General features: G+C 61.2%; 25 protein-coding genes. 9 read left to right on the forward strand and 16 right to left on the reverse strand.

All coding sequences use genetic code 11. The annotated features are described in order from the left end of the window. Nucleotides 1-984 (forward strand): IS1380 family transposase (locus tag ACP7D4_RS04685; protein WP_426207937.1); only part of this gene is annotated, 984 nt, incomplete at its 5' end. Nucleotides 985-1161: 177 nt separating this feature from the next. Here ACP7D4_RS04685 and ACP7D4_RS04690 read toward each other — a convergent pair. From ACP7D4_RS04690 to ACP7D4_RS04705, 4 genes are all read right to left on the reverse strand, one after another. Continuing rightward, nucleotides 1162-1557, reverse strand: coding sequence for an RES family NAD+ phosphorylase (locus tag ACP7D4_RS04690; protein ID WP_426207938.1), 396 nt, complete (start codon nucleotides 1555-1557; stop codon nucleotides 1162-1164). A gap of 2 nt (nucleotides 1558-1559) precedes the next feature. After that, nucleotides 1560-2300, reverse strand: a complete 741-nt coding sequence (locus tag ACP7D4_RS04695) for a hypothetical protein (RefSeq protein ID WP_426207939.1) — start codon at nucleotides 2298-2300, stop codon at nucleotides 1560-1562. A gap of 927 nt (nucleotides 2301-3227) precedes the next feature. Next, nucleotides 3228-3605, reverse strand: a complete 378-nt coding sequence (locus tag ACP7D4_RS04700) for a hypothetical protein (protein ID WP_426207940.1) — start codon at nucleotides 3603-3605, stop codon at nucleotides 3228-3230. A 293-nt stretch (nucleotides 3606-3898) separates the two neighbouring features. Beyond that, entirely contained in the window at nucleotides 3899-4390 is a 492-nt protein-coding gene (locus tag ACP7D4_RS04705; protein WP_426207941.1) for a hypothetical protein, read from the reverse strand. A gap of 384 nt (nucleotides 4391-4774) precedes the next feature. On the opposite strand from ACP7D4_RS04705, the gene ACP7D4_RS04710 reads away from it, so the two are divergent. Genes ACP7D4_RS04710 through ACP7D4_RS04720 form a run of 3 tightly spaced genes read left to right on the forward strand, consistent with a single transcriptional unit; the run spans nucleotide 4775 to nucleotide 6187 of the window. Continuing rightward, on the forward strand, nucleotides 4775-5167 hold the full coding sequence (locus ACP7D4_RS04710; protein WP_426207942.1) for a hypothetical protein: 393 nt from the start codon (nucleotides 4775-4777) through the stop codon (nucleotides 5165-5167). After that, nucleotides 5167-5895 (forward strand): hypothetical protein, encoded by a 729-nt coding sequence (locus tag ACP7D4_RS04715; protein ID WP_426207943.1) that lies wholly within the window; start codon nucleotides 5167-5169, stop codon nucleotides 5893-5895. The genes ACP7D4_RS04710 and ACP7D4_RS04715 overlap by 1 nt, the downstream gene beginning before the upstream one ends. Nucleotides 5896-5953: 58 nt before the next feature. Next, nucleotides 5954-6187 carry a hypothetical protein gene (locus ACP7D4_RS04720; RefSeq protein ID WP_426207944.1) on the forward strand — a complete coding sequence of 78 codons (234 nt, stop codon included), beginning with the start codon at nucleotides 5954-5956 and terminating at the stop codon, nucleotides 6185-6187. A gap of 48 nt (nucleotides 6188-6235) precedes the next feature. On the opposite strand, the gene ACP7D4_RS04725 is transcribed toward ACP7D4_RS04720, so the two are convergent. Further along, a complete protein-coding gene (locus tag ACP7D4_RS04725; RefSeq protein ID WP_426207945.1) occupies nucleotides 6236-6427 on the reverse strand; it encodes a hypothetical protein in 192 nt (63 codons plus the stop codon). 64 nt (nucleotides 6428-6491) lie between these two features. Between ACP7D4_RS04725 and ACP7D4_RS04730 the strand changes: the two genes are divergently transcribed. Both ACP7D4_RS04730 and ACP7D4_RS04735 read left to right on the forward strand, forming a co-directional pair. Beyond that, the gene (locus ACP7D4_RS04730) at nucleotides 6492-7148 is read left to right on the forward strand and encodes a response regulator (protein ID WP_426207946.1); all 657 of its coding nucleotides are present in this window, start codon (nucleotides 6492-6494) and stop codon (nucleotides 7146-7148) included. Next, a complete protein-coding gene (locus tag ACP7D4_RS04735) occupies nucleotides 7145-8578 on the forward strand; it encodes a sensor histidine kinase (RefSeq protein WP_426207947.1) in 1434 nt (477 codons plus the stop codon). The genes ACP7D4_RS04730 and ACP7D4_RS04735 overlap by 4 nt, the downstream gene beginning before the upstream one ends. Here ACP7D4_RS04735 and ACP7D4_RS04740 read toward each other — a convergent pair. From ACP7D4_RS04740 to ACP7D4_RS04765, 6 genes are all read right to left on the reverse strand, one after another. Further along, nucleotides 8499-9716 carry an MFS transporter gene (locus tag ACP7D4_RS04740; protein ID WP_426207948.1) on the reverse strand — a complete coding sequence of 406 codons (1218 nt, stop codon included), beginning with the start codon at nucleotides 9714-9716 and terminating at the stop codon, nucleotides 8499-8501. The two genes, ACP7D4_RS04735 and ACP7D4_RS04740, sit on opposite strands and share 80 nt — an antisense overlap. Before the next feature lie 289 nt (nucleotides 9717-10005). Beyond that, nucleotides 10006-10335, reverse strand: coding sequence for an energy transducer TonB (locus ACP7D4_RS04745; RefSeq protein ID WP_426107986.1), 330 nt, complete (start codon nucleotides 10333-10335; stop codon nucleotides 10006-10008). A gap of 66 nt (nucleotides 10336-10401) precedes the next feature. Next, nucleotides 10402-12168: a methyl-accepting chemotaxis protein gene (locus tag ACP7D4_RS04750; RefSeq protein WP_426207949.1), complete on the reverse strand. Its 1767-nt coding sequence runs from the start codon at nucleotides 12166-12168 to the stop codon at nucleotides 10402-10404. A 325-nt stretch (nucleotides 12169-12493) separates the two neighbouring features. Then, the gene (gene dusA / locus ACP7D4_RS04755; RefSeq protein ID WP_426207950.1) at nucleotides 12494-13492 is read right to left on the reverse strand and encodes a tRNA dihydrouridine(20/20a) synthase DusA; all 999 of its coding nucleotides are present in this window, start codon (nucleotides 13490-13492) and stop codon (nucleotides 12494-12496) included. A gap of 41 nt (nucleotides 13493-13533) precedes the next feature. Next, complete coding sequence (gene typA, locus ACP7D4_RS04760; RefSeq protein WP_426207951.1) at nucleotides 13534-15366, reverse strand: translational GTPase TypA; 1833 nt, start codon at nucleotides 15364-15366, stop codon at nucleotides 13534-13536. Between the two features lie 286 nt (nucleotides 15367-15652). Then, a complete protein-coding gene (locus ACP7D4_RS04765; protein ID WP_426207952.1) occupies nucleotides 15653-16105 on the reverse strand; it encodes an Lrp/AsnC family transcriptional regulator in 453 nt (150 codons plus the stop codon). Nucleotides 16106-16227: 122 nt separating this feature from the next. Between ACP7D4_RS04765 and ACP7D4_RS04770 the strand changes: the two genes are divergently transcribed. Continuing rightward, complete coding sequence (locus tag ACP7D4_RS04770) at nucleotides 16228-16566, forward strand: hypothetical protein (protein WP_426207953.1); 339 nt, start codon at nucleotides 16228-16230, stop codon at nucleotides 16564-16566. After that, a complete protein-coding gene (locus ACP7D4_RS04775; RefSeq protein ID WP_426207954.1) occupies nucleotides 16563-17075 on the forward strand; it encodes a hypothetical protein in 513 nt (170 codons plus the stop codon). The genes ACP7D4_RS04770 and ACP7D4_RS04775 overlap by 4 nt, the downstream gene beginning before the upstream one ends. Here the strand turns inward: ACP7D4_RS04775 and ACP7D4_RS04780 are convergent. Both ACP7D4_RS04780 and ACP7D4_RS04785 read right to left on the reverse strand, forming a co-directional pair. Further along, nucleotides 17072-18202, reverse strand: a complete 1131-nt coding sequence (locus ACP7D4_RS04780; RefSeq protein ID WP_426207955.1) for a trypsin-like peptidase domain-containing protein — start codon at nucleotides 18200-18202, stop codon at nucleotides 17072-17074. The two genes, ACP7D4_RS04775 and ACP7D4_RS04780, sit on opposite strands and share 4 nt — an antisense overlap. Before the next feature lie 9 nt (nucleotides 18203-18211). Next, nucleotides 18212-18475, reverse strand: a complete 264-nt coding sequence (locus tag ACP7D4_RS04785) for an Hsp20/alpha crystallin family protein (RefSeq protein WP_426207956.1) — start codon at nucleotides 18473-18475, stop codon at nucleotides 18212-18214. Nucleotides 18476-18486: 11 nt separating this feature from the next. Between ACP7D4_RS04785 and ACP7D4_RS04790 the strand changes: the two genes are divergently transcribed. Next, on the forward strand, nucleotides 18487-18768 hold the full coding sequence (locus ACP7D4_RS04790; RefSeq protein ID WP_426207957.1) for a hypothetical protein: 282 nt from the start codon (nucleotides 18487-18489) through the stop codon (nucleotides 18766-18768). Between the two features lie 335 nt (nucleotides 18769-19103). On the opposite strand, the gene truB is transcribed toward ACP7D4_RS04790, so the two are convergent. From truB to infB, 3 genes are all read right to left on the reverse strand, one after another. Beyond that, nucleotides 19104-20045, reverse strand: a complete 942-nt coding sequence (gene truB, locus ACP7D4_RS04795; protein WP_426105549.1) for a tRNA pseudouridine(55) synthase TruB — start codon at nucleotides 20043-20045, stop codon at nucleotides 19104-19106. A gap of 161 nt (nucleotides 20046-20206) precedes the next feature. Further along, nucleotides 20207-20620: a 30S ribosome-binding factor RbfA gene (gene rbfA / locus ACP7D4_RS04800; protein WP_426105551.1), complete on the reverse strand. Its 414-nt coding sequence runs from the start codon at nucleotides 20618-20620 to the stop codon at nucleotides 20207-20209. 135 nt (nucleotides 20621-20755) lie between these two features. After that, entirely contained in the window at nucleotides 20756-23602 is a 2847-nt protein-coding gene (infB, locus tag ACP7D4_RS04805; RefSeq protein WP_426207958.1) for a translation initiation factor IF-2, read from the reverse strand. Nucleotides 23603-23649 lie beyond the last annotated feature (47 nt).

A 23649-nucleotide genomic window follows, 5' to 3' on the forward strand; every position in this document is an offset into this window, starting at 1 on the left:
GAGGCCCTCGTGGAGCAGTTCATCGCCAGCTTCGCCAGCCCGCCAAAAAGTCTGATTCTCGACCTCGATCACTCGGAGGATGCGTGCTACGGGCAGCAGCCGCTGGCGTTTTACAACCACCACTATCGCTCGACTTGCTACCTGCCGCTGATGATCTTCGACGGCATGTCGGGCGGCTTGATCGCTGCCGTTCTGCGGCCCGGCAAGCGGCCCTTTGGCGACGAGAACGCGATGATCATGCGCCGCGTTCTAAAACTGATTCGCCTCCATTTCCCCGACACTCATATTCTCGTTCGGGGCGACGGACACTTCAGCGGACCTGAATTGATGGGCCTCATCGACGGCATGCCGAACATCGACTTCAACTTCGGTTTCTCCTGCAACGTCAAGCTTCTCGCAATGGCCGAACCAACACGACTTCGCGCCATCGACCAGTGGGTAGCGGCGCAAACGCAGGACGATGTTCCCAATGCGCTACGCCTGTTCGACGAATTCATGTACAAGGCCCGCTCGTGGCCGAGGGCATGGCGGGTCTTGATGAAGGCCGAAGTCATGGCGCTCGGCGAGAACACGCGCTTCATCGTGACCTCGCTACCTGGACTCGATGCTGACATGTTGTACGAGGACATTTATTGCGCACGCGGACAAGCCGAAAACTATATCAAACATCTCAAGGACGACCTGGCCGCCGACCGCACTTCCTGCACCAGCTTTCTCGCCAACTGTATGCGCTTGCTGCTGCATGCCGCCGCCTATATCTTGCACCAGCAACTGAGAACACAGGCACTGCGGTATACCGCGCTGTCGCAGGCGCAGCCATCGACAGTCATCTCAAAATTGTTCAAGATCGCGGTGCAAGTCAGGCAGTACAAAAACAAGATCGTCCTTCACCTGCCGAGTGCCTGTCCAGTCAAACATCTGCTGCACACGTTGACCGAGCGACTGTATCTGCCGACACCGGCCAGGTCATTTAACTCGTCCTGAGTAAGTCACGTCCGGTCTGCCGAGAACTGACCACCCCGCCGCCAAACATCAACCCCATGCCGCTTCATTAATGTCCCGTTTAAATGGGTAGGGGAGCTATTGCTCGCAACATTGAAATTGCTGCCGATGAGGCACTGCGTCGGCCAGCCGGACACACAGTGGCAGTTTATGAAACATTCAGGCTAGGTCCGCGCTACCGTCGAGCCGCTTGAGCGCAACGCCAGTCAGGTCTGCCAGCACCAAAGGCTCCCCCTTGAAGCGCAGCAGGTAGAAGGCATCGAGACTAGACGGCGACATTTTAAACGCCCCGTCAACCGGCGACAGGTCGTGCAGCATCGTTTCGGCCATGGCCACGTCCAAAGACAAGCCGAAATAGCAAGAGTCATACTCGGGTGCCGGCGGCGCCAACATGGTGCCCGGCGCGTCGAAGCGGCTTGCTCCGGAGTGTTGGAAATACGGCTCACCTGTGTTGTGGGTGCCGATGCGATACAGCTTGGATGGGTCCAACAATACCGTAGTCAACGGGCCCGTACTCAGGATCGCCGGCGGCGCGGCTAGTGGTTTTGTGCCCAACGTTAGCGTTCCTTAAAGGAGGTAGCCGCGCGCAGGACCTGGTCGAGTTCACCCCTCGCCAACGCGTCGATCGGGGTCAAGCTGTTGAGCGACACCCTGGGCGACGTAAAAAACTCCCACTTGCTCGGGCCGGGCCAGTCGCCTAGCGCCTGGCATACGCGTTCAATGTGTTCGCGATTGCAGCGCGGATCGGCAAAAAACGCTGGATACACGTTGCGCCCAGAGCGCCCGTCCAGGGTGAACATGCGCTTGCTTTGCACTGCCTTTCCGAGCGCTTGCGTGGTCATTTGCAGCCGCTCGGCCAGCGCCGTGGAGGTGAGCAACAGACCTTCGTCGAAGTCGCGCTTTTTGTTCGCAATTTCCCGCGCGCGCAATTCGTTCATGAATTGATCGTTTTCGTCGGGAACGCGACGCGCTTTCGGCGGCGAGGATGACGCGCGCACCATGCCCACGGTCGGCGCATTGCCCAGGTTCACCAAAAGGGATTTAATCAGTTTATCGAGCTGTCCCGGCGTAAATCGTTTGACGCTCGGTGGCATCGCCGTGGCCACGCCCGTTGCTGCGCGTGCACGTGGCTCCGAGCGGGATTTCTCGCCCTTGCCCTGAGTGTTGAGCTTCAGCAGCACGTAGCCTTTCCCGAGATCAGCCATCTGGACTATATCGTTAACCCAGTTGCCATCCAGGGGCGTCTGGCCAGCTTCGGTGGCAGAACCGGATGGTCGCTTCTTCGTTGCGGTCGTCATGATTGCCCCTTTCATTATCGATAAGGGAATTGTACGCCCATTTTCGCTTACATGAAACCGATGAAACCAATGAAACCAACGAATACATGTACGCGCAGACATGGCAACCACGGAACCGGCCGTCTGACCGGCTGCGGGGGCGACTGGCCGAGTGACCGCCATCGGCGCGAGCTAGCTGGCGTTGGCGCAACTGACCACCGCGTGTAGCCAATGTCAGCGTGATCTGGCTGACTGCGCGGGAAGGTGAGGCATGGTGGCACGATCAGTGGCGCGAACGTGAGATCCAAATTCGAGTTCTGCATGGCGGACGTAGCCCTCTGTTCATGTATCGGAAGGATCGTGTCCCGGAAAGTGATGTATGAGTCGCGACTCATGGGAGTCGAGTCTCCCGAGCAGTTGATCACGGACGCTAGCCGTGCCGACTGATTCTCACATAGCGACTTCCGAAGAAATCCCGCAAGTAAATTAGCTCAAACACTTTATCGCCGACCGTTGTTGCGCGCCTTAAAAGTAGGACGACAATCCCTAGGACCCCGCTTTAGGACGACGTTGCGAGCCGGAGATAACCTGCGCGGACGAAAAACGCGGCGGCCTCGGCGGCTGATACGCGCAGTCCTTCCGCCCATTGGCAAGCTTCCGACGGCGACCTCGCTCTTATCGACGGAAGGACACTTTGGAGCCGTTCCGAGCTGGTTGGCAAATCAACGAATTTTTTGATGGCCGAGGTGTTGGCGCCGACGTAAAATTGACCTAGGCTGCCGATCTCGACTGGCCCATGGACATCGTTCGGCGTTCCATCTTGCCTGTGGTCCGTGTAGGGCCCCGTTTGCAAGTGCCGTCGCCTCAGACCACAACGCGGAGAGAAACGCCCCCCCCTGTGCTTGAAAATTACCCGCGCGTGATGGAGCTACCGTCAAACGTACAGGACTACGTGTTTGTCCATGAGTTGCCCACACCGTTGGCAAAAGCCAAAGCAAAGTGTACTGGGCGCTGGTGCTCTTCGATGTAGGCCATGGCCAATTCGATATTGGCCGCCTCGCGAAATTGGTCGGAGAGCGTTGAAGGTTGTGCCTCCAAACGACTTTCAACGTAGTCGGCCAGCGTAGAGTGCTTACCTTTAACGCGTGCCGAACCCAAGCTTTCCCGCATGTGGAAAATGTGCTTGAGCTGAAAGAAAACTGGTGCCGGTGTGGTGCCGCCCAATTGCAGGCGACGCAGATGCTCAGGTTCGGTTATCACGTCTACCAGTGCCGAATCGAATGCTGGGTTCAGCAGAGTCAGGTCTTGGTGACGAAATGCAGGCATGGTCCGACTCCGGGAAAACATCTGGAATAGTATCGCAGATTATCCCGAATACGTCTTACCGTTATCTTCACGAAGACACTGCAAACCACTGAAATCGCTACGTTTTTTACGCTTTGCGCACTGAATTATCTCGAACGGTAGCCAGTTAGCATCTGCAATTTCCGCGTCCTGTTCTCCCCTAAATGTTTCCTTTTTTGTTTTTTTAGAAAGACCTTTCCGTTTTTTTGCACCAACCATAAAAGGGGGTGCGAAGCGGCCGGGGCAGCAGCGCCTACGCCGCTGCCAAATGCCCCTTACCAACCCATGTAGCTGATGGTTCCCGAAAGCTCAACCGTTCCAGCGCCCGTCACCATGTCTTCGCCCCCGGTCAGCGTGCCGCCACCGCTGGCACGGAAGTAGCGACCGCTGCCGCCGGTGATCTGGAACGTGGCGCCGCTAAACACATACTTGGCGCCGTCGCCCGTGGGCACGAACTGGCCGCTGTAGTCCGCGTAGAGTTGCTCGCCGGTGGTGCCAACGATGATCATCTTGCCGCGGCTAAAATTGAACAGCGGACCGGATGGCGTGATGCAATCGGTTGAAATCACCACTGATCGGCCGAGCAATGCGCTGTCGGCGTGGCCGGTAATGGTGCCGCCAAACTGCGACGGACAGCGCAACATCGGGCCCACGCGTTCCTGGATCACGGCCGACACGGTCAATGGCTTGGTGACCGAAGCGGCCGAGGCGGCAGCGGCGGCCAGCACCAGGGTGGTGCCGATTACTAACTGGATAGCGGACTTCATCATTGTGAGCCTTTGCTGGAAAGTGTGAAATAAGTGACTAGAAATCTATATTATCATGGGGGCAATTGAATGCACCTCGGGTACTGTGGCGTGCCGGCAACCGAACGCGAAGTATTTTCTGTCAGCTTTCCTTACAGTTTTGTTCCTGCGCCCTCGAATTGTTCGCCCCAAATGATTGATTTCACTGTCTATCTCAAGCTGGGCACAAGGATTGCTTAGAGATTGAGGAAAATCCAAGAAAACGAAAAACGCACGTGATTCATGGGAGGCAGCATGTCGCAGAGCCGCTGGATTCAAATAATTGCCCTGATCATCTTAATCGGCGTGATGGTGGCAAGCGCTACCGCGTAGTATCATCGCTCTCCTTTGCAAGCCTGGAACCGCATGAGCTACGACCTGATGGTATTCGCCCCCGACGCCGCGCCCGCCAAAAAGCGCGGCCCCTTTCTTGACTGGTACGACCAGCAGGCCGAATGGGAAGAAGGCCACGGCTACGACGACGCGGCCGTCAGCACGCCTGCCCTGCGCGCCTTTTACGACGAGCTGGTGCAAAGCTTTCCCGCGCAGCAGGCCGACGACGGCCCCGGCACCGACTACACTATTGGCCAGTGCGTGATCTACATGACGTTCGAATGGGAACGCGTCGACGACGCCTACGAAGCCGTGTTCCGCCTCGCCGCCCGGCATGGCCTGGGTTTTTTCGACGTCAGCTCCGACCTGGCCGAAACCTGGCTGCCGGACGCCAAAGGCGGCCTTTACATCGCGCACAGCGACTGATGCCAGAGGGCGTTGCCGGCATCTGCTGGCCGCATGGCGGCACGGTGGGATGCATCACCGTCGACAGTAAGCTGATCTACGGGCAGTTCCCCGCGCTGCATGGCGACGACGCCGCCGTATGTTGCCAGCTCACCCCCGCCGGCAAATACCGCAACGGCGCCGCGCGCGCCTGGTGCCGCGCCCACCAGCAGTACTGGGGCGTCAAGGCCGACCTGGCCGCACTGGCCGCCACCGGGGTGCAACGCTGCGCCGGCCAAGCCGCCCACATGGGCTATGTGCTCAACCCGCTGGTGCTCGACGTGCGCCGGCACGCCAGCGTGACGATCACTAACACTGCGCGCGGAATCGAGGTGGCCGCAACCGGGCCTGCATTGCGCGCTCACGTTCCCGCGCTGGCCTTGGCCTGCGACCCGGCCGCGCTGCTGTTCGGCAGCGCCGCCATCGTGCAGATCAACGTCACGCCGCCCGCGTTAACCGCGCTGCGCGAGGCCCGGGAAAGCGGCCAGCCAACCGGTTGCGTCGAGTGCTCCAGGTGTGGCCATCCACACCTCGACCTTGGCCAGTTCGCCGGCAGCGCGCACCGCCGGCATTACTGCGGCAATTGCGGCCACGACGCCACCCACAGTGCGCAGGCGATGGTGTCCAATCCCCTGCTGGCGCTATTCAAAATCCATGGCGCACGGCTGCAGTTCGTCGATACGAACGTGCACGGCAATACCGTGCTATAACGTGCCTGAACGTGGATTAACGCGCTTGAAAACGTGTTGAAGTTACGAGGAGAATGATATGGACGAGAACGAACGCCGCCAGCAAGAACGCCGTCAGGACCTTGAGACGGCCTCCCAGATAACCGAAGCTGCAGCGCTGCAGCGCGCCTTCGGCAGCGACGCTGCCCAGCGCTTTCTCAAGCTGCGCGGCATCGGCGACCAGATGGCGCAAGACCTGCTCATCGAGAACTACGACCGCCGCCAAAAGGCACGCCGCGATCGCCTTGCCGCCGACGTCCCGACATCTGGCTGATCCGCTGGCTGGTCCGCTGGTTGAGCCACTGCCGTGCGCAGCGGCGGGTCAGTCGGCCCTGCCGGGCTGACCGGCGCGCTGCAACAGACGCCGCACGTCGTCAACCAGGCGCTGCATGGGCGCCGCCTCGGCGCAGTACGACGGGCAGTGGACGGCAGCCGAGCGCACATTGCTTGAGACGAAAGTGGCCGCAAACAGGACGAAGCACAGGGCGGTCAAAAAGGGACGGGGCTTGTTCATGGACGCCATTGTACAAAAATTAAGCTTTGGCTAAGCTTAAGGTTGCTCCCGGTATACTCCGGGCATGCACATACTCATCATTGAAGACGACCTCGACCTCGGTTTCGCACTCCAGCAGGCGCTCAGGGCCGACGGCATCAGCAGCGAATGGCTGCGCCGCGTGGCCGACGCGCCGATCCTGTTCACCGAGCCTTCCTACGACTGCATCTTGCTCGACCTGACCCTGCCTGACGGCGCCGGCCTGGCGCTGCTGGCGCGCTGGCGCACGGCGGGGGTCACGCTGCCGGTCATCATCATTACGGCCCGCAGCGCGCTGGACGACCGCTTGGCCGGCCTTGATGGCGGCGCCGACGACTTTCTCGTCAAGCCCTTTGCCACCGCCGAACTGGTCTCGCGCATACGCGCCGTGTTGCGCCGCTACTCGCAGCAGGCAAGCGAAGTGTGGACCATTGGCGCGCTGCAGATCGAGCCGCGCCGCTACAGCGCGCGCATCGACGGCGTCGCGCTCGAGCTGTCGCCGCGCGAATTTCATTTGCTGCTGGAGCTGGCGCGCGAACCGGGCGCCGTGGTGCCCAAGGGCGTGCTGGCGCAGCGTCTTGAACCGCTGGGCGACGCGGTCGACTTCGGCGCCATCGAAGTGCATGTCTCGAATCTGCGCCGCAAGATCGGCGCCCAGCGCATCGGCACCGTGCGTGGCGTGGGCTACCTGCTGCTCGCATGAAGACCTTGCTGCGCTACCTGCTGCGCCCCACCCTGGTGCGACGCGTGACGATGGTCATGCTGCTCGCCTTTGCGCTGATGTGGATGATCATGATCGGCAATTTCTATTACGGCTTCAAGCGCGGCGACACCGACGATGCGCGCCGCATGGCATGGGCCGGCGAACTGCTCGCCGTCGTCGGGCGCTACACTGGCGACGGCAAAGTCAGGCTGGCAGCCGAAGTCACGTCGAATCGCCTCAACAGCAGCAGCAACCTGGCCAACGGCACCGGCGACTATGTGCTGCAGGTAAGCTATCCGGATGGACGCGTGCTGTACCTGTCACCCCAGGCCGAGGGCGTGGCCGTCGACAACGGCGCGCCCGGCCCGCACCCGCTGAAACTGCACGGCCAGCGCTACCGCGCCTATGCGGTCAGTTCCGCGCGCTGGCGCCTGGCCGTTGCAAGGCAGGTTCCGGATCTGGCGACCGACTTTCGGCGCATAAGCGCCAACCTGGCCCTGATCGCCTTTCTGACCCTGCCCTTGATGCTGGTGCCGCTCTGGATTGCCGTGGCGCGCGGCCTGCGTCCGCTGCGCAGCCTGTCGCAGTCGATCGCTGCGCGCGGGCCCGACGACCTGCACCCGCTGGTGAACCCGACCAGCTACGAAGAGCTGCTGCCGCTTACCGGCTCGCTCGACCGCCTGTTCGCGCAGCTGCGCGCCAAGATGGAGCGTGAGCACGCCTTTGTCGCCGACGCCGCGCACGAACTGCGCACACCGCTGGCACTGATCGCGGCCCAGGCCCACGTGCTAGTCAAGGCGCCGGACGGCGCGCAGCGCAGCGACGCCGAACGCCAGCTCGAACACGGCATCGCGCGCGCCTCGCACCTGATCGCGCAACTGCTCGCGCTGGCGCACGTCGACAGCGACGAGCAGCGCGCTCTGGCCGACATCGATGTGGCGGCGCTGGTGCGCCATGAACTGGCGCTGCTCGCGCCCGCGGCCTTTGCGCGCCGCATCGAGCTTTCGCTGGAGGCGCCCGATGTACTGATGCACCGGCTCGAAGCGCATGCGCTGCGCTCGATCCTGCACAACCTGGTGGGCAACGCCATCGGCTACGTGCACCAAGGGGGCCAGGTGGCGCTGGAGCTGGCCACCAGCAACGGCGCGCTGACGCTGACGGTGACGGACAACGGACAGGGCATCGCGCCGGCCCAGCGCGACCTGGTGTTCGAACGCTTCTATCGGGGCCAGCGGCAGGACGCGCACGGTGCTGGACTGGGCTTGGCGATCGTGCGCCAGGCCTGCGCGCGCCAGGGCGGCAGCGTGACGCTGGCAGCCGGTGCCGGCGGCGTCGGCTGCCGTTTTACCGTCACCTTGCCGGGTGCACCGGCGCCACGCCCGCCATCTGAGCGCGCCAGCCTTGCAGGCGCCACGCCGACCAAGCCGTAAAGGCGGCGCCCAGCAGCAGGATCAGGCGCGTGTCGACCAGCGTCAGCACCGAGCCGGCCAGCGCCATCAAGATATTGGCCAGGCAAAAGGTGGTCGATAGCAAGCCCATGACGGCGCCCTGCCCCAGCGCGCCAAAGCGCTCCGCGCACCAGGCGGGCACGGTGGCGTTATACAGCGCATTGGGCACCCCGAACAGGACAATGGCAGCCAGGGCGATCCAGACATTGCCCAGGCCGACGAGCGCGATGGCGCCGGCGCAAGCGAGCGCATACCAGCTGGCGCGGCGCAGCGGGGCTTGCGTGCTGGGGCCGCCCGCATACAGCGACGTGAGCGTCATCAGCGCGCACATGGCGGCGGTCAGCCAGGCGATGCCGCGCGCGCCGTAGCCGGCCACTTCCACCAGCCACAAGGGATAAAATTCGTAGAAGGCCGTCACGCCGCAGGTAAAGGCAAGCTGCACGATGAACAGCATGCGCAGTTCGGTGTGGCGCAGCAGGTTGAGCGCGTGCCCATTGCGCGCCACCTGCCACCAAGACGTGGTGGCGAGCGACGGCGCCTCGCGCGGCAGCGCCACGGCCACCAGCAGCGCGGCGCCGACCAGGGCGACGGCGGCGATCCAGAACGGCACGGTCAGTCCCAACACCACCGTGGCCCCGGCCAGCAGGGGCCCGGCCAGCCAGCCGAGATAAAAGGCGCCGTTCAGCCAGGACATGGCGCGCACCCGCAACGCGCCTTCCAGGCGGTCGGCCAGCAAGGCGCGCGCAACGGCGCCGTTGCCTTCCAGCAGACCAGTAAACAGGCGCGCGGCGATAAACAAGGGATACGATTCGATGACCAGGGCCAGCGCCGTGATGATGTGGCCGAGCGCAGCGCCAAGCGCCGTCACCAGCAGCACCGGACGGCGTCCGTAGCGGTCGGACAGGGGGCCCATCAGCGCCGAGCCGATCAGCAGGCCGAGGGGATTGATCATCAGCGCCAGGCCGAACAGCAGCTTGGGCGGCAGGCCCAAGAAGGTATTGAGGCCATTGCTCGCTCCGGAGGCGAACAGCGGCGGCAAGATCGGATACGGCAGTGAAGCGCCGATGGTGGAAAACAGGCCAAGCAGGCAGGCGGCGGCGATCAGGAGGCGGATGTGCATGCAGCGACTATACCGCCGGTGCGGCAATAAGTAAAAACCGGTCGTTACGAGCTACTCGCGCACGGGGCAGTCGAAGACATCACGCGAACAATTGGCTACGCAGGAATCGCCGCGTTTCAAACCACGCAAACCCAAAACACATCGTCCTCGCGAATGTGAACTAGCCCCTTTTTGTTGCTCAGCTCAACCGTTCTATGGGTCCCCGCCTTCGCGAGGACGATGTTTGTTTATGCTACTGGGCCAATGAATAGCGCTGGCTGGGGCGAGGCAGCGACCTGGCCGAACCAGCTCAGTCCAGCTTCCACGCGTAATCCACCTTGGCCCAGGTCTGCGCCGGAGCGCCATCCTTGGTGCCCGGCTTGAACTTGCAGGCCGAGATCGACTTGATGGCGGCCTTGTCCAGGTTTTTGAAGCCGCTGGTTTTTTCCAGCTTCGATTCCACCACCGAGCCGTCCGGGCTGACCAGGAACGACATCGTGACCGTGCCCTGCTCCTCGTTCATCAGCGAGGCCTTGGGATACTCGGCCTTGCACTTGCTCGGATCAAAAGTGGCGGCCACCTCCGCCGCCATGGCCGCACCTGCCGCCAGCGTCAGCGTCAGCGCGCCAAGTACATGCATAGAACGTTTGTAAGCACACATCTCGATCCCCTTCACTTCCGCTACGACAGACTACCTAAAAACCAATCAGAATTCTTCCCACTCGTCGTTGCTGCTGGCATTGACGATTTTTTTCGGCTTGGCTGCGCTCACTGCCGGCGCGGCCGGTGCCGGACGCTTGAGCGCCGGCTTGACTGCGCGCACCGGCGCCTTACGCGGGGGCGGTGCCGACGCCGCCGGCGCCTGTTCCATCGCCGAGCGCGCGGCTACCTGCGCCACTTCGCCCTCGACCAGTTTGAACACGCTCACCACATGGGCCAGTTCGCCCGCCTGGTCTTGCAGGCTTTGGGCCGCAGCCGCAGCCTGCTCGACCAGCGCCGCGTTTTGCTGGGTCATGCTGTCCATCTCGATGATCGACAAATTGACTTGTTCGATGCCGGCGCTTTGCTCCTGGCTGGCATTTGAAATCTCGCTCATGATGTCGGTCACGCGCTTGACGCTGGCGACCACTTCGTCCATCGTCACGCCGGCCTGGCCCACGAGCTTGCTGCCGCGCTCGACCTTTTCAACGGAGTCGCCGATCAGGGTCTTGATTTCCTTGGCTGCGGCGGCGCTGCGCTGGGCCAGGTTGCGTACTTCAGCTGCCACGACCGCAAAGCCGCGGCCCTGTTCGCCGGCGCGCGCCGCCTCGACCGCCGCGTTCAGCGCCAGGATATTGGTCTGGAAGGCGATGCCGTCGATCACGCCGATGATGTCGACAATCTTGTTGGCCGAGGTATTGATCGAACCCATCGTGTCCACCACCTGGGCCACCACTTCGCCACCCTTGCGCGCCACGTCGGACGCGGTGGCGGCAAGCAGGTTCGCTTCGCGCGCATTGTCGGCATTTTGCTTGACGGTGGAAGTCAGTTCTTCCATTGCAGAGGCGGTCTTTTCCAGCGAGCTCGCTTGCATTTCGGTGCGCGAGGACAGGTCGATGTTGCCGGCTGCGATTTCGCGCGAGGCGGTGCCGATGGTCTCGGTGCCGTGCCGCACCTGGCCGACGATGTCTTTCAGGCTGTTGCGCATTTCGCGCACTTCCATCAGCAAGCTGCCGGCGCTGGCGTTGCTGGTGTCGATCGAAATGGACAGGTCGCCTCTGGCAATGCTGCTGGCGATGCGGGCCGTATAGTCAGGCTCGCCGCCCAATTGCTTGATCAGCTTGCGGGTGATGACGATGGCGGCAGCCAGGCCGACCAGCACGGCGAAGGCGGCAAAGGCCAGCATGAAATTGCGCGCCGTCGTGTAATCGCCCTCGGCCTGCTTGACGGTCGCGGCGGTCTGCTTTTCTTCCAGCACGGCGAGCTGCTCGAGCGCGGCCATCCATTTTTTCTGGTTCGGACGGATCTCGCGAATCAACACCTTGGTCGCGTCTTCGGCCTTGCCGCCCATCCACATTTCGGACGCCTTGGCGATGGCCGGCATGGCCGCCGCTTCATGTTCCTTGATTTGCTTAAGCAAGTCTTTCTCGGCCGTGGTGGTCGACGCTTCGGTTGAAAATTTGTCCGACAGCTTTTTTTGCGCGGCGCCATACGCCAGCGCGAGGTCATTGACGCGCTTCATTTCCGGCGCCATGTCGTCCGGATCGGACAGCAGCGTGAGCACGCGCAGCGAGGTGATGCGGTCAGCCACGTTGGTACGCATGTCGATCACCAGGCGGTTCACGACATTGTTGATGCCAACCACGTTGTCGAGCCGGTCCTGGATCACCTTCATGTTGTAGATGCCGATGCTGGTGACGGCGACCAGGAAAAACAGCACCAGGGAAAAACCCAGGCCCAGACGCATTCCGACCTTCATATTGGATAGATTCATAACGTTTCTCTAATGAGACAATTGGGTGGATTGGGACGGCTCAAACGGCGTGTGGAAATTTGCGTATTTCTTTCAGGATAAATCAAAAATTCGCGATTACCCGGGAAATTAAGGGAGTGCAAACACATTGTTTCACCACAACAACGCTTTTACGCAGCGTACTATGCAATAAATCAACAAGTTGGATCAAGTATAGAACGTGGACTTGCCATGAGGCAAGCATTAATCCGTGTCGCCGGCGCTCGCGGGGCAGGCCTGCGGATGCGGGCACCGGGCAGGTCCACGCATGGCGTGGAACAGCAGGCTTTTATTGCCTCAGAAGCAACTAGACGAGCGCTGGCTGGCGCATGCGCGCGGCAGCGTCAAGTAGCAGATGGGGGTCGGCGCTGGCCAGTTTTTTTGGGTCCGACATGATCTGGCGAAATTGGCGCGCGCCCGGCAGGCCGGCCATCAAGCCCAGCATGTGGCGGGTGATCGAATTGAGTTTCAGGCCGCGGCTGGCGTGCAAGTCCAGCTGCGCCTGGATATACGGAATCATGGCGGCGAGCACCTCTTCGCGCGACTTGATTGCAGCGCTGTCGCCGTAAAAGCGGGCGTCGTAAGCGGCCATGCTGTACGGATTATGATACGCCTCGCGTCCCAGCATCACGCCATCGACGTGTTCAAGGTGCAGGGCGATCTCGTCTTCGGTCTTGATGCCGCCATTGATGATGATTTCCAGGTCCGGAAAATCGCGCTTGAGCGCATAGGCAACGTCATACTTGAGCGGCGGGATTTCACGGTTTTCCTTGGGCGAGAGGCCCTTCAAAATTGCATTGCGCGCGTGAACAATAAAGGTTTCACAGCCGGCGGCGGCCACGGTGCCGACAAAATCGCGCACAAAAGCGTAGTCTTCATTGCGGTCGATACCGATCCGGTGCTTGACCGTCACGTCGATCGACACCGCGTCGCGCATGGCCTTCACGCAGTCGGCCACCAATTGCGGCTCGCCCATCAGGCAGGCGCCAAATGCCCCTTTTTGCACGCGCTCGGACGGGCAGCCGCAATTGAGGTTGATTTCATCGTAACCCCATTGCTCGCCCAGCTTGGCGCTTTTTGCAAGATCGGCCGGATCGCTGCCGCCCAGTTGCAGCGCGACCGGATGTTCTTCTTCATTAAAGCGCAGGTGGCGTTCGACGTCGCCGTAGACCAGCGCGCCGGTAGTCACCATTTCGGTGTACAGCCAAGTGTGGCGGGTGATCTGGCGGTGGAAGACGCGGCAATGGCGGTCAGTCCAGTCCATCATCGGTGCGACCGACAGGGTGCGGGGAGGAAGTGTTTTCATGGGTACTATTGAAAAGGGGCGCTCGAAGCGCCCCTTGGTTGTTACGCGTCGCGACCAGCGCGTTTGCGCTCGTTTTCTTTCAGGTAGCGCTTGCGCAGGCGAATCGATTTCGGCGTGATTTCGACCAGCTCGTCGTCGGCAATGAATTCCACCGCGTATTCGAGCGACATCTGCACTGGCGGCACCAGGCGCACCGCTTCATCGGTACCGGACGAGCGCACGTTGGTCAACTGCTTGCCCTTGATCGGGTTGACGACCAGGTCGTTGTCGCGCGAGTGAATGCCGATGATCATGCCTTCGTAGACCGGATCGTTGTGGACCACGAACATGCGGCCGCGTTCCTGCAACTTCCAAATCGCGTAGGCAACGGCGGCGCCGTCATCTTGCGAGATCAGCACGCCGTTGCGACGGCCAGCCATCTCGCCGCGGGTGTTGTCCACCGGTGCGTACTCGTCGAACACGTGGCTCATCAAACCGGTGCCGCGGGTCAGGGTCATGAATTCGCCCTGGAAGCCGATCAGGCCACGCGCTGGGATCTTGTACTCAAGGCGAACACGGCCCTTGCTGTCGGATTCCATGTTTTGCAGGTCGCCACGGCGGCGGCCGAGTTCTTCCATCACGCCGCCCTGGTTGGCTTCTTCGACGTCCACCGACAGTTGCTCAAACGGCTCGTGGCGCACGCCATCGACCATTTTGAACACCACGCGCGGGCGCGACACAGCCAGCTCGAAGCCTTCGCGGCGCATGTTTTCGATCAGGATCGTCAGGTGCAATTCGCCGCGGCCCGAGACTTCAAAAATCGTGTCGTCGTCGGTCGGGGCAACGCGCAGCGCAACGTTGGCTTTCAGTTCGCGGTCGAGACGGTCGCGCAGCTGGCGGCTGGTGACGAACTTGCCTTCGCGGCCGGCCAGTGGCGAGTTGTTGACCATGAAGTTCATGGTCAGCGTCGGCTCGTCGACGGTCAGCATTTCGAGTGCGTCAGGAGTGTCCGGTGCGCAAATGGTCGAACCGATGCCGATTTCGTCGATACCGTTGATCAAGACGATGTCGCCGGCGACAGCTTCGTCGACCAGTACGCGCTCGAGGCCCTTGAAGTTCAGTACCTGGTTGATGCGGCCCTTGATCGGGGTCGAACCTGGGCCGTTCATGACGATGACGTCCTGGCCGGACTTGATGCGCCCGCGCGAGATGCGGCCAATGCCGATCTTGCCCACGTACGACGAATAGTCGAGCGAGGTGACTTGCATCTGCAGCGGGCCGTCCGGATTGTCGTCACGCACAGGAACGTGCTTGAGGATGGCTTCGAACAGCGGGGTCATGTCGCCTTCGCGCGCTTCGGCGTCGAGGCTGGCGTAACCGTTCAGTGCGGACGCGTAGACGACCGGGAAGTCAAGCTGCTCGTCGGTGGCGCCGAGCTTGTCGAACAGTTCGAACGTCTGGTTGATCGCCCATTCAGCGCGCGCGCCCGGACGGTCGATCTTGTTGACGACGACGATGGGTTTCAGGCCCAGCGCCAGCGCTTTGCGCGTGACGAAGCGGGTCTGTGGCATCGGGCCTTCCTGGGCATCGACCAGCAGCAAGACCGAGTCGACCATCGACAGCACGCGCTCGACTTCGCCGCCGAAGTCGGCGTGGCCTGGGGTGTCAACGATGTTGATGTGGGTGCCTTCGTATTCGACGGCGCAATTTTTGGACAGAATCGTAATGCCACGTTCTTTTTCAAGATCGTTCGAATCCATCACGCGGGTCTCGACTTGCTGGTTTTCACGGAAGGTGCCGGACTGGCGCAGCAGCTTGTCCACGAGCGTGGTCTTGCCGTGGTCAACGTGGGCGATGATAGCGATGTTACGAATTGCGCGTTTTGGATTTGACATGGTCGTAAGGAACAGAAATATACGTCGTGTACGAAGGTGTACGGGTATTGCTTAAATCAGGAACCGACTAGTATAGCACGTAAAGGCGCCAGATTGCACCCTACCAAGCCAAAAACCACTGCCAATTCAAGAGCTTGCTGTTGCTTACCCCACGTTATGCCACTGCAAAATCTAGCCCGGGGTCAGTTCCCCCATTGCGACACGAGCTCTTCTGTATGCTGGGCTACGCACGAGACCGTGTTGTAATGGGGGAACTGACCCCCGGGGTAGGTGTTGCCAGGAAGTGCTATTTGAGTTGGTCTGCCGGGAGGCGCGCGCGCCCCTCGTGGCGCGAGGACAAGATTACTGAGGTGGTCGTCTTGCCGATCAAGGCAAGCGACTTCAGGCACGCTTGCAAGTGCTCGGGCGCGGCCAGCGCCACCCGGATCAGCGCGCAGTGGTTGCCGGTCGTGTCGTGCAACTCGAGCACCTCCGGACGGGCCGCCGCCCAGGCGTCGAGTTTTTCGTGCGAATCGACCGTGATGTTGATGAAGGCTTCAAAACTGTAGCCGAGCTTGCGCAGGTTGAGCCTGGCAGTGAACGCTTCGATGATGCCAGCCTCTTCCAACCGCCGCACGCGCTCGGCCACGGCGGGCGACGTCAAGTGGATGCGCCGTCCGATTTCCGAAAATCCCAGCCGTGCATTTTCCTGCAGAAGCGCGAGGATTTTCCGGTCATATGCATCCAATTCAAAACTCACGGTGAACCTTTCGAAATACCTTTAACTATGCGCCTGCATGGCCTCAAACAGCGTCGATTTCGCGTTGTATGCCGGTCACGCCTTGCCTATCATAACTGCTTCACAAGCCTCCCGAGAAGACCATGTTTCCAGTCATTGAGATCAGAACGTACCAGCTGCACGAAGGCAGCGCCGAGCGCTTTCACCGCAGCATGCAGGATCAGGCGCTGGAGCTGCTGCGCGCAGCTGGAACCGATGTGCTGGCCGCATTGCCGTCGCTGCAGGATCCGGGCTCCTACATGCTCGTACGCGCCCATGCCAGTGAAGCACAACGCGACACAAGCCAGGCCGCGTTCTACGGTAACGATGCCTGGATCAACGGACCGCGCGCGACAATCATGGCCTGCATCGCCAGCTATCACACTATGGTACTGAAAGCCGAGCCATCTCTGCGCGACGCGATGAGGAGCCTTGCCCCATGAGCACGAACTTCGACTTTTTGCGCGGCCACTGGAACGTTGAAAACCGCCGCCTGCAACAGCGATTGCAAGGCAATGATGACTGGGACGAATTTAGCGCCACTTCCCACAATCAGAATTTGCCGGCAGGCATAGGCAATTATGACGACTTCATCCCGCACGACTGGCGCGACGGCTTTGTCGGCATGACGCTGCGGATATTCAATCCACAGTCTCATCTGTGGAGCATTTATTGGCTAGACAATGAAACGGGTGGCCTGCATCCGTCCGGTCTGCTGCGCAACCCCGTGGTGGGAAAGTTCAGCGACGGCGTTGGCGTATTCGAAGGCGACGAGGAACTGGACGGCAGACCGATCCGCGTGCGCTACACATGGAGCGGTATCGCTGCGCACAGCGCCCGCTGGGAACAGGCCATGTCCGCCGACGGCGGCGTGACGTGGGAAATGAACTGGCGCATGCTGTTCACACGGCGCGACTTTGCCTCGCAGCCTGTCAGACTTAACGCAGGCTAGCGCTGCAGCTCGACTGTCACTTTCACGGGCCGCTTCTTGCCATCGCGCCAAACGTCGGCGGCAATGACATCGCCCGGCCGGGCACTGCCAATCAATCGCGCAAGATCGGCCGTGGTGTCCACTTCCTTGCCATCGACCCCGACGATGACGTCCGCTGGCCGGATACCGGCGCGATACGCCGGCCCGCCCGGCTGTACAGCGGCGACCAGCGCCCCTTTGGGTTCCTTCAGGTCGAGCGTGGTGGCAAGGTCGTAAGTGAGCTCTTGCAGTTGCACGCCGATGCGCCCCCGCGTGACCTTGCCGTACGCGCGCAATTGTTTGGAAATATCCATGGCGATATCGATCGGGATGGCGAAGGAAATGCCCATGTAGCCGCCGGTCTGGCTGTAAATTTGCGAATTGATGCCGATGACCCGGCCTGCGGTATCGAACAGCGGGCCGCCCGAATTGCCGGGATTGACGGCGACATCGGTCTGGATGAACGGTACGTAGCTGCCGTTCGGAAGCAGGCGGCCCTTGGCGCTGACCACGCCCACCGTGACGCTGTTCTCGAAGCCGAAAGGCGCGCCAATGGCGGCAACCCATTCGCCGGGTTCCATGTCGGCAGGATTACCCGCCTGGACGGCGCGCAAGCCGGTGGCGCCGATCTTGAGCAGCGCAACGTCGGTATACGGATCGACCCCGATGACTTTGGCGGCATATTCGCGCTTGGTCGTCAGCTTGACGCGCACGGTGTCGGTCCCGGCAACGACATGGGCGTTGGTGAGGATGTAGCCATCCTCGCTGATGATGAAGCCCGAACCGACACTCATGCCGCCGCCCTCGCCCGAGTCGGGCGGCCCGCCGAAATGGCGAAAGAAATCATACAGCGGGTGGCCGGGCGGCACCCCGCCAGGGGGAGCCTCGCGCGTGGCGCTGATGTTGACGACCGTCGGCCCCTGTTCCTTGACCAGGTTGACGAACTGGGGCAGCGCGGTGCTGCTGCCGCCAACGCCGCGCACCGGCGACGATGTTGCCGGTGCGCGCGCCGCAGGCACGTCATCGGTGGCGGTGCGGGAACAGCCGCCGATGGTCGCACACAGCATGGCGGCCACGGCAAGGACGGCCCGGCCCCGTCGGTTTGTCATGCGCAACTCCTACGGGCCGGCGTTGACGGGAATCTTGCGCGGCACCGCGTCTTGCGACTTGGGAAAGCGAACACGCAGCACGCCGTGCGTCAATTCGGCCGTAGCTTGCTCGCCGTTGAGTTCTCTGGAAAGGGCGAAAGTCCGCTCGTAGTGCTGATGGCGCATCTCGGCATGGCGCGGTCTGGGCTCTATGTTCATGCTTTGATGAATGCTGCGCTGGATGCGGTCCATCTGGGCCAACAGCTCGCCCGGGAACATTGAACGGTAGATCATTGCGTCTCTCCTTGTTGACCGTACTGTTCTTGGACAGGGAGGAAGCGTCCAGGTTCGGGCAGAAGACACCGGACTGCAAAGAGAATGACGACGTTTACGATCTGTGGAGCATCTATTGGCCCGACAACAACGATACGGGGGGCCTGCATCCTTCCGGTCTGCTGCGCAACCCCGTGGTGGGAAAGTTCAGTGAGGGCGTTGGCGTGTTAGCAGGCAACGACGAAGTTGACCGCAGACCGATCCGCGTGTGCTACACATGGAGCAACATTGCAGCGAACGGCGCCTGCTGGTAGGACGCCATCACTTCTTCTGAACGGCTACAACTTTCGAAGCATTTCGCTGATCGTACGCGACATAATCCAACCCGAATATCCAGCCGAAGCGAATACCAATAAACAAAGCGAATACGATTACTACCCCTATCAGCAACGGGACAGGCGTAACTTCAAATTGCTTAAACATATTTTCTCCAATGCATTGGTTGCTATCTACGTGATACTTAAAAATTAGCGCTTATGCGTGGAGTGGAAAGCGATGATGCTTGGCGAAACAGGCGAAGTCTGCCTCAATGACCGGGGCAAGCTTCGTTCCCTCCCCCCACAAGCGCTGATACCAGTTTGCTCCCGCACTACTCAAGTTGCTTGGCCGGGCCATGGGCAGTAGCTATCAGGCGTTCAGGGGCGAGGATGGAATACTCCTGCATGATGCCCGTTCCCAGCAATTGACCTTCGTGATACACCCGCATCCGGCCCAGTCCCTCAGGCAAAGTAAGCGCTTCCTTACCCAGCGCCAGGCGCTGGCCCTGCAAGAAGCGTTTCGCCAGTTCCGGCGTCAATGCGAGCGCGGGGAACGACGACAGCAAGGCATCCACGGGCGCGAGCAGTTCAAGCGGCGCGCGATGGGCGCCAATGTCCTCCAGCGTGACCATGCCGTCCATGGTCAGCGCGCCGACCTGGGTGCGGCGCAGCGCGTTCAGATGGGCGCCGCAGCCGAGCGCGTTGCCGATATCTTCGCCCAGCACCCGGATGTAGGTGCCCTTGCTGCAGGTGACCGACAGCTTCAGGAATGGCGCTTGGTAGTCGACGAATTCGAGCGCGAGGATGGTCACCGGGCGCGCCTCGCGCTCGAGCGTGATGCCCTCGCGCGCGTATTCGTAGTAGGCCTTGCCGTCGCGCTTGAGGGCGGAATACATTGGCGGCACCTGCATGATGGGGCCGCGGAACTGGGCCAGCACGGCGTCGATCTGCTCGCGCGTGACGCTGACCTCGTGGGTGGCGATGGTGTCGCCCTCGGTGTCGCCGGTGTTAGTGGTAATGCCCAGGTGAACCGTGGTGAGGTAAGTCTTGTCGGCTTCCAGCAAGTCTTGGGAGAATTTAGTTGCTTCGCCAAAGCACAACGGTAAAAGGCCGGTCGCGAACGGGTCAAGCGTGCCGGTATGGCCCGCTTTTTTCGCGTTCAGGAAGCGCTTGGCCTTGATCAGGGCGTCATTCGAAGACAGGCCGACCGGCTTGTCGAGCAGCAGGACGCCATCGACCAGGTCGCGGATCTTTTTGGGGTGGTGTTGTTTCATGTATTCCTACCGACAGTGAATGACGCGCGCCAAACACATCGTCCTCGCGCACGCGGGGACCCATGAAACATCGGCGCTGACCGACCGTTCTATGGGTCCCCGCGTCCGCGAGGACGATGTGGGTATATTTTGCTACGATGCCAGCCTTGCGAATCCTGAAATTACTCGGCCTCGCCTTCTGGCTTGACATCCGGCTCCGCATCGGCTGCGCGGGTCGCATTCGCCTGGTCGATCAGCATCGACATTTCCATGCCGCGCGCGGTCGACGTGTCATGCACGAAATGCAGCGCCGGCAGCGTGTGGATGTGCAGGCGCTTGCCCAGCTGGTTGCGGATGAAACCGGAAGCGGCGCCCAGGCCGTCGACCGTGTTTTTGATCGTTTCCTTGTCGTCCTTGAGCATGGTGAAAAACACTTTCGCGTGCGCGTAGTCCGGCGTGATCTGCACTTCGGTGATTGTGATCATCCCGATGCGCGGATCTTTCAAGCCGTAGGCGACGATTTCGGCCAGGTCGCGCTGGATCTGGTCGGCCACGCGGAGACCGCGGGCGGGCATGGTTTTGCTGTGTTTGGCCATAATAATTCAATCCTACTCTATAAAAAACGTAGGGCGGAAAAGCGTTCGCGCATTCCGCCATGTTCGCGCCATGTTGACGCTAGCATGGCGGAACGCGCTGCGCTTTTCCGCCCTACGATTACTGCAACTTGACGCTTACAGCGTACGGGCGATCTCTTGAACTTCGAATACCTCGAGCACATCGCCCACTTCGATATCGTTGTAGTTCTTGAGCGACAGGCCGCACTCGAGACCGGCGCGTACATCTTTGGCGTCGTCCTTGAAGCGCTTGAGCGAATCGATCTCGCCAGTCCACACCACGATGTTGTTGCGCAGCAGGCGTACCGACGACGAACGCTTGACCACACCATCGGTGACCAGGCAACCGGCAATCGCGCCGACCTTCGACACCAGAATAACCTGGCGAATCTCGACCGCACCGGTAATGGTCTCGCGCTTTTCAGGCGCCAGCATGCCGGACAACGCTGCGCGAATCTCGTCGATCGCATCGTAGATGATGTTGTAGTAGCGGATGTCCACGCCGTTCGACTCGGCCAGCTTGCGTGCCTGGGCGTCAGCACGGGTGTTAAAGCCGATGATGACTGCCTTCGATGCAACGGCCAGGTTGACGTCGGACTCGGTAATGCCACCCACCGCCGCGTGCACAACCTGTACCCGCACTTCGGAGGTCGAGAGCTTTTGCAGCGAACCGACCAGCGCTTCCTGCGAACCCTGGACGTCGGTCTTGATGATGACCGGCAGGTTCTTGACTTCGCCTTCGCCCATATTGTCGAACATGTTCTCGAGCTTGGCTGCTTGCTGCTTGGCCAGCTTGACGTCGCGGAACTTACCTTGACGGAACAGACCGATTTCACGCGCCTTGCGCTCGTCAGCCATGACCATGACTTCTTCACCGGCAACCGGCACTTCGGTCAAGCCCTGGATCTCGACTGGAATCGATGGACCCGCTTCGGTGATGGCCTTGCCGTTTTCGTCGAGCATGGCGCGCACGCGGCCAAACGAGGAACCAGCAAGAATCACGTCGCCGCGGCGCAGCGTACCGGACTGCACCAGGATCGTTGCGACCGGGCCCTTGCCCTTGTCGAGACGTCCTTCGACCACCAGGCCACGGGCCGGCGCATCGATTGGTGCTTTCAGTTCCAGCACTTCGGCTTGCAGCAACACTTGCTCGAGCAAGGCATCGATGCCCTCGCCGGTTTTGGCCGACACTGGCACGAATGGCGATTCGCCACCGTATTCTTCAGGCACCACCTGCTCGGCGATCAGTTCCTGCTTGACGCGGTCGAGGCTGGCGCCTGGTTTGTCGATCTTGTTGATCGCAACGACCAGCGGTACGCCGGCAGCTTTTGCGTGAGCAATGGCTTCCTTCGTCTGCGGCATCACGCCATCGTCGGCAGCAACGACCAGGATGACGATGTCGGTTGCTTTCGCACCCCGGGCACGCATCGCGGTAAATGCTTCGTGGCCTGGCGTATCGAGGAAGGTGATGATGCCGCGCGGCGTTTCGACGTGGTAAGCGCCGATGTGCTGCGTAATGCCACCAGCTTCGCCGGACGCCACCTTGGCGCGGCGAATGTAATCGAGCAGCGACGTTTTACCGTGGTCAACGTGACCCATGACGGTAACGACCGGTGCGCGCGGCTTGGACTCGAAGTGAGCGTGCTCACCCTGGTCGGCCAGCAATGCTTCCGGATCGTCCTGCTCGGCTGCAAACGCCTTGTGGCCCATTTCTTCGACCAGAATCATGGCCGTTTCCTGGTCCAGCACCTGGTTAATGGTGCACATCTGGCCCAGCTTCATGAGCTGCTTGATCACTTCGGATGCCTTGACGGACATCTTGTGCGCCAGTTCGGCAACCGTGATGGTTTCAGGAACGTGAACGTCCTTGACCACCGCTTCGGTCGGCGCCTGGAAATTGGTTTCGCGGTCGTCGCTGTGCGACTGACGGCGACCACCCTTGGCGCCACCGCGCCAGCCATCGCGCCCGCCCGGCGAACCGGTGGCGCCACGTGGCTTGATGCCGCCCGGTGCGCCGCGCTTTTTGGCGTCGTCGGACCAGGTGGACGATACATTGGCGGACTTGATCGACTTCTTGTCGGCGCCCAATGGCTTCTTGTCGGCAGCTTTTTCGCCAGGCTTTTTGTCGGCCGGCTTGTGCAGCGTGCCTTCAGGGGCCTTCGGCTTGATGGCCGCAACGGGCGGCGCAACCGGCTCGGGAGCCTTGATCGCGCGCCGCGGCGCATTCATCATGGCCTTGATCTGGGCCACTTCGTCAGCGACAGCCTTGCGGGCGCGGTCATTCGCTTCCACGCGGTCGGCAGCTTCCTTGGCGGCCACGGCTGCCTTTTTCTTGGCTTCTTCGGCAGCAGCTTTCTTGGTCTCGTCGTCGGCGGCAGCGGCAGCAACACCAGCGCCGGCCGTCGCTGCCGAGGCAGCTGCGGCGGCGGCGCGCTTGGCTTCGTCAGCCGCTTCTTTCTTGGCTTCGGACTCGGCCTGCTTGGCTTGCGCTTCTTTTTCGGCGTCGAGCTTGGCCAGGCGTTCCTGCTTTTCACGCAGGTCCGCTTCCTGGCGCACAATCAGTTCGGCTTGCTTGCGCGCTTCGTCTTCACGGCGCGCCACTTCAGCAGCGTCGATGACAGGTGCTGCCGGTGCTGCGGGAGCCGCCGGCGCAACAGGCTCATCGCGCTGCACGAAGGTGCGCACTTTCTTGACCGCGACCTGGATGGTACGCGATTTGCCGGAGGCGTCAGCCTGCTTGATCTCGGTTGTTTCCTTGCGCGTCAGCGTGATTTTCTTTTTCTCGCCTTCGCCCGCCACACCGTGGGTGCGGCGCAAGTGATTCAACAACTTATCCTTATCATCTTTCGACAATGGATCTGACGTCGAGCTTTTCTCGACGCCGGCAGAACGCAGCTGCGTCAGCAGCAAATCTGCAGGCATCTTCAGTTCGGTGGCAAATTGGGCTACGTTGTTACTCGCCATTCAGTCCTCTTTTCTTTGTGTCGAGACAGATGATAAAGATACTCAAA

The organism is Massilia sp. TWP1-3-3 (genome assembly GCF_049897805.1).
Taxonomy (GTDB): domain Bacteria; phylum Pseudomonadota; class Gammaproteobacteria; order Burkholderiales; family Burkholderiaceae_D; genus Telluria_A.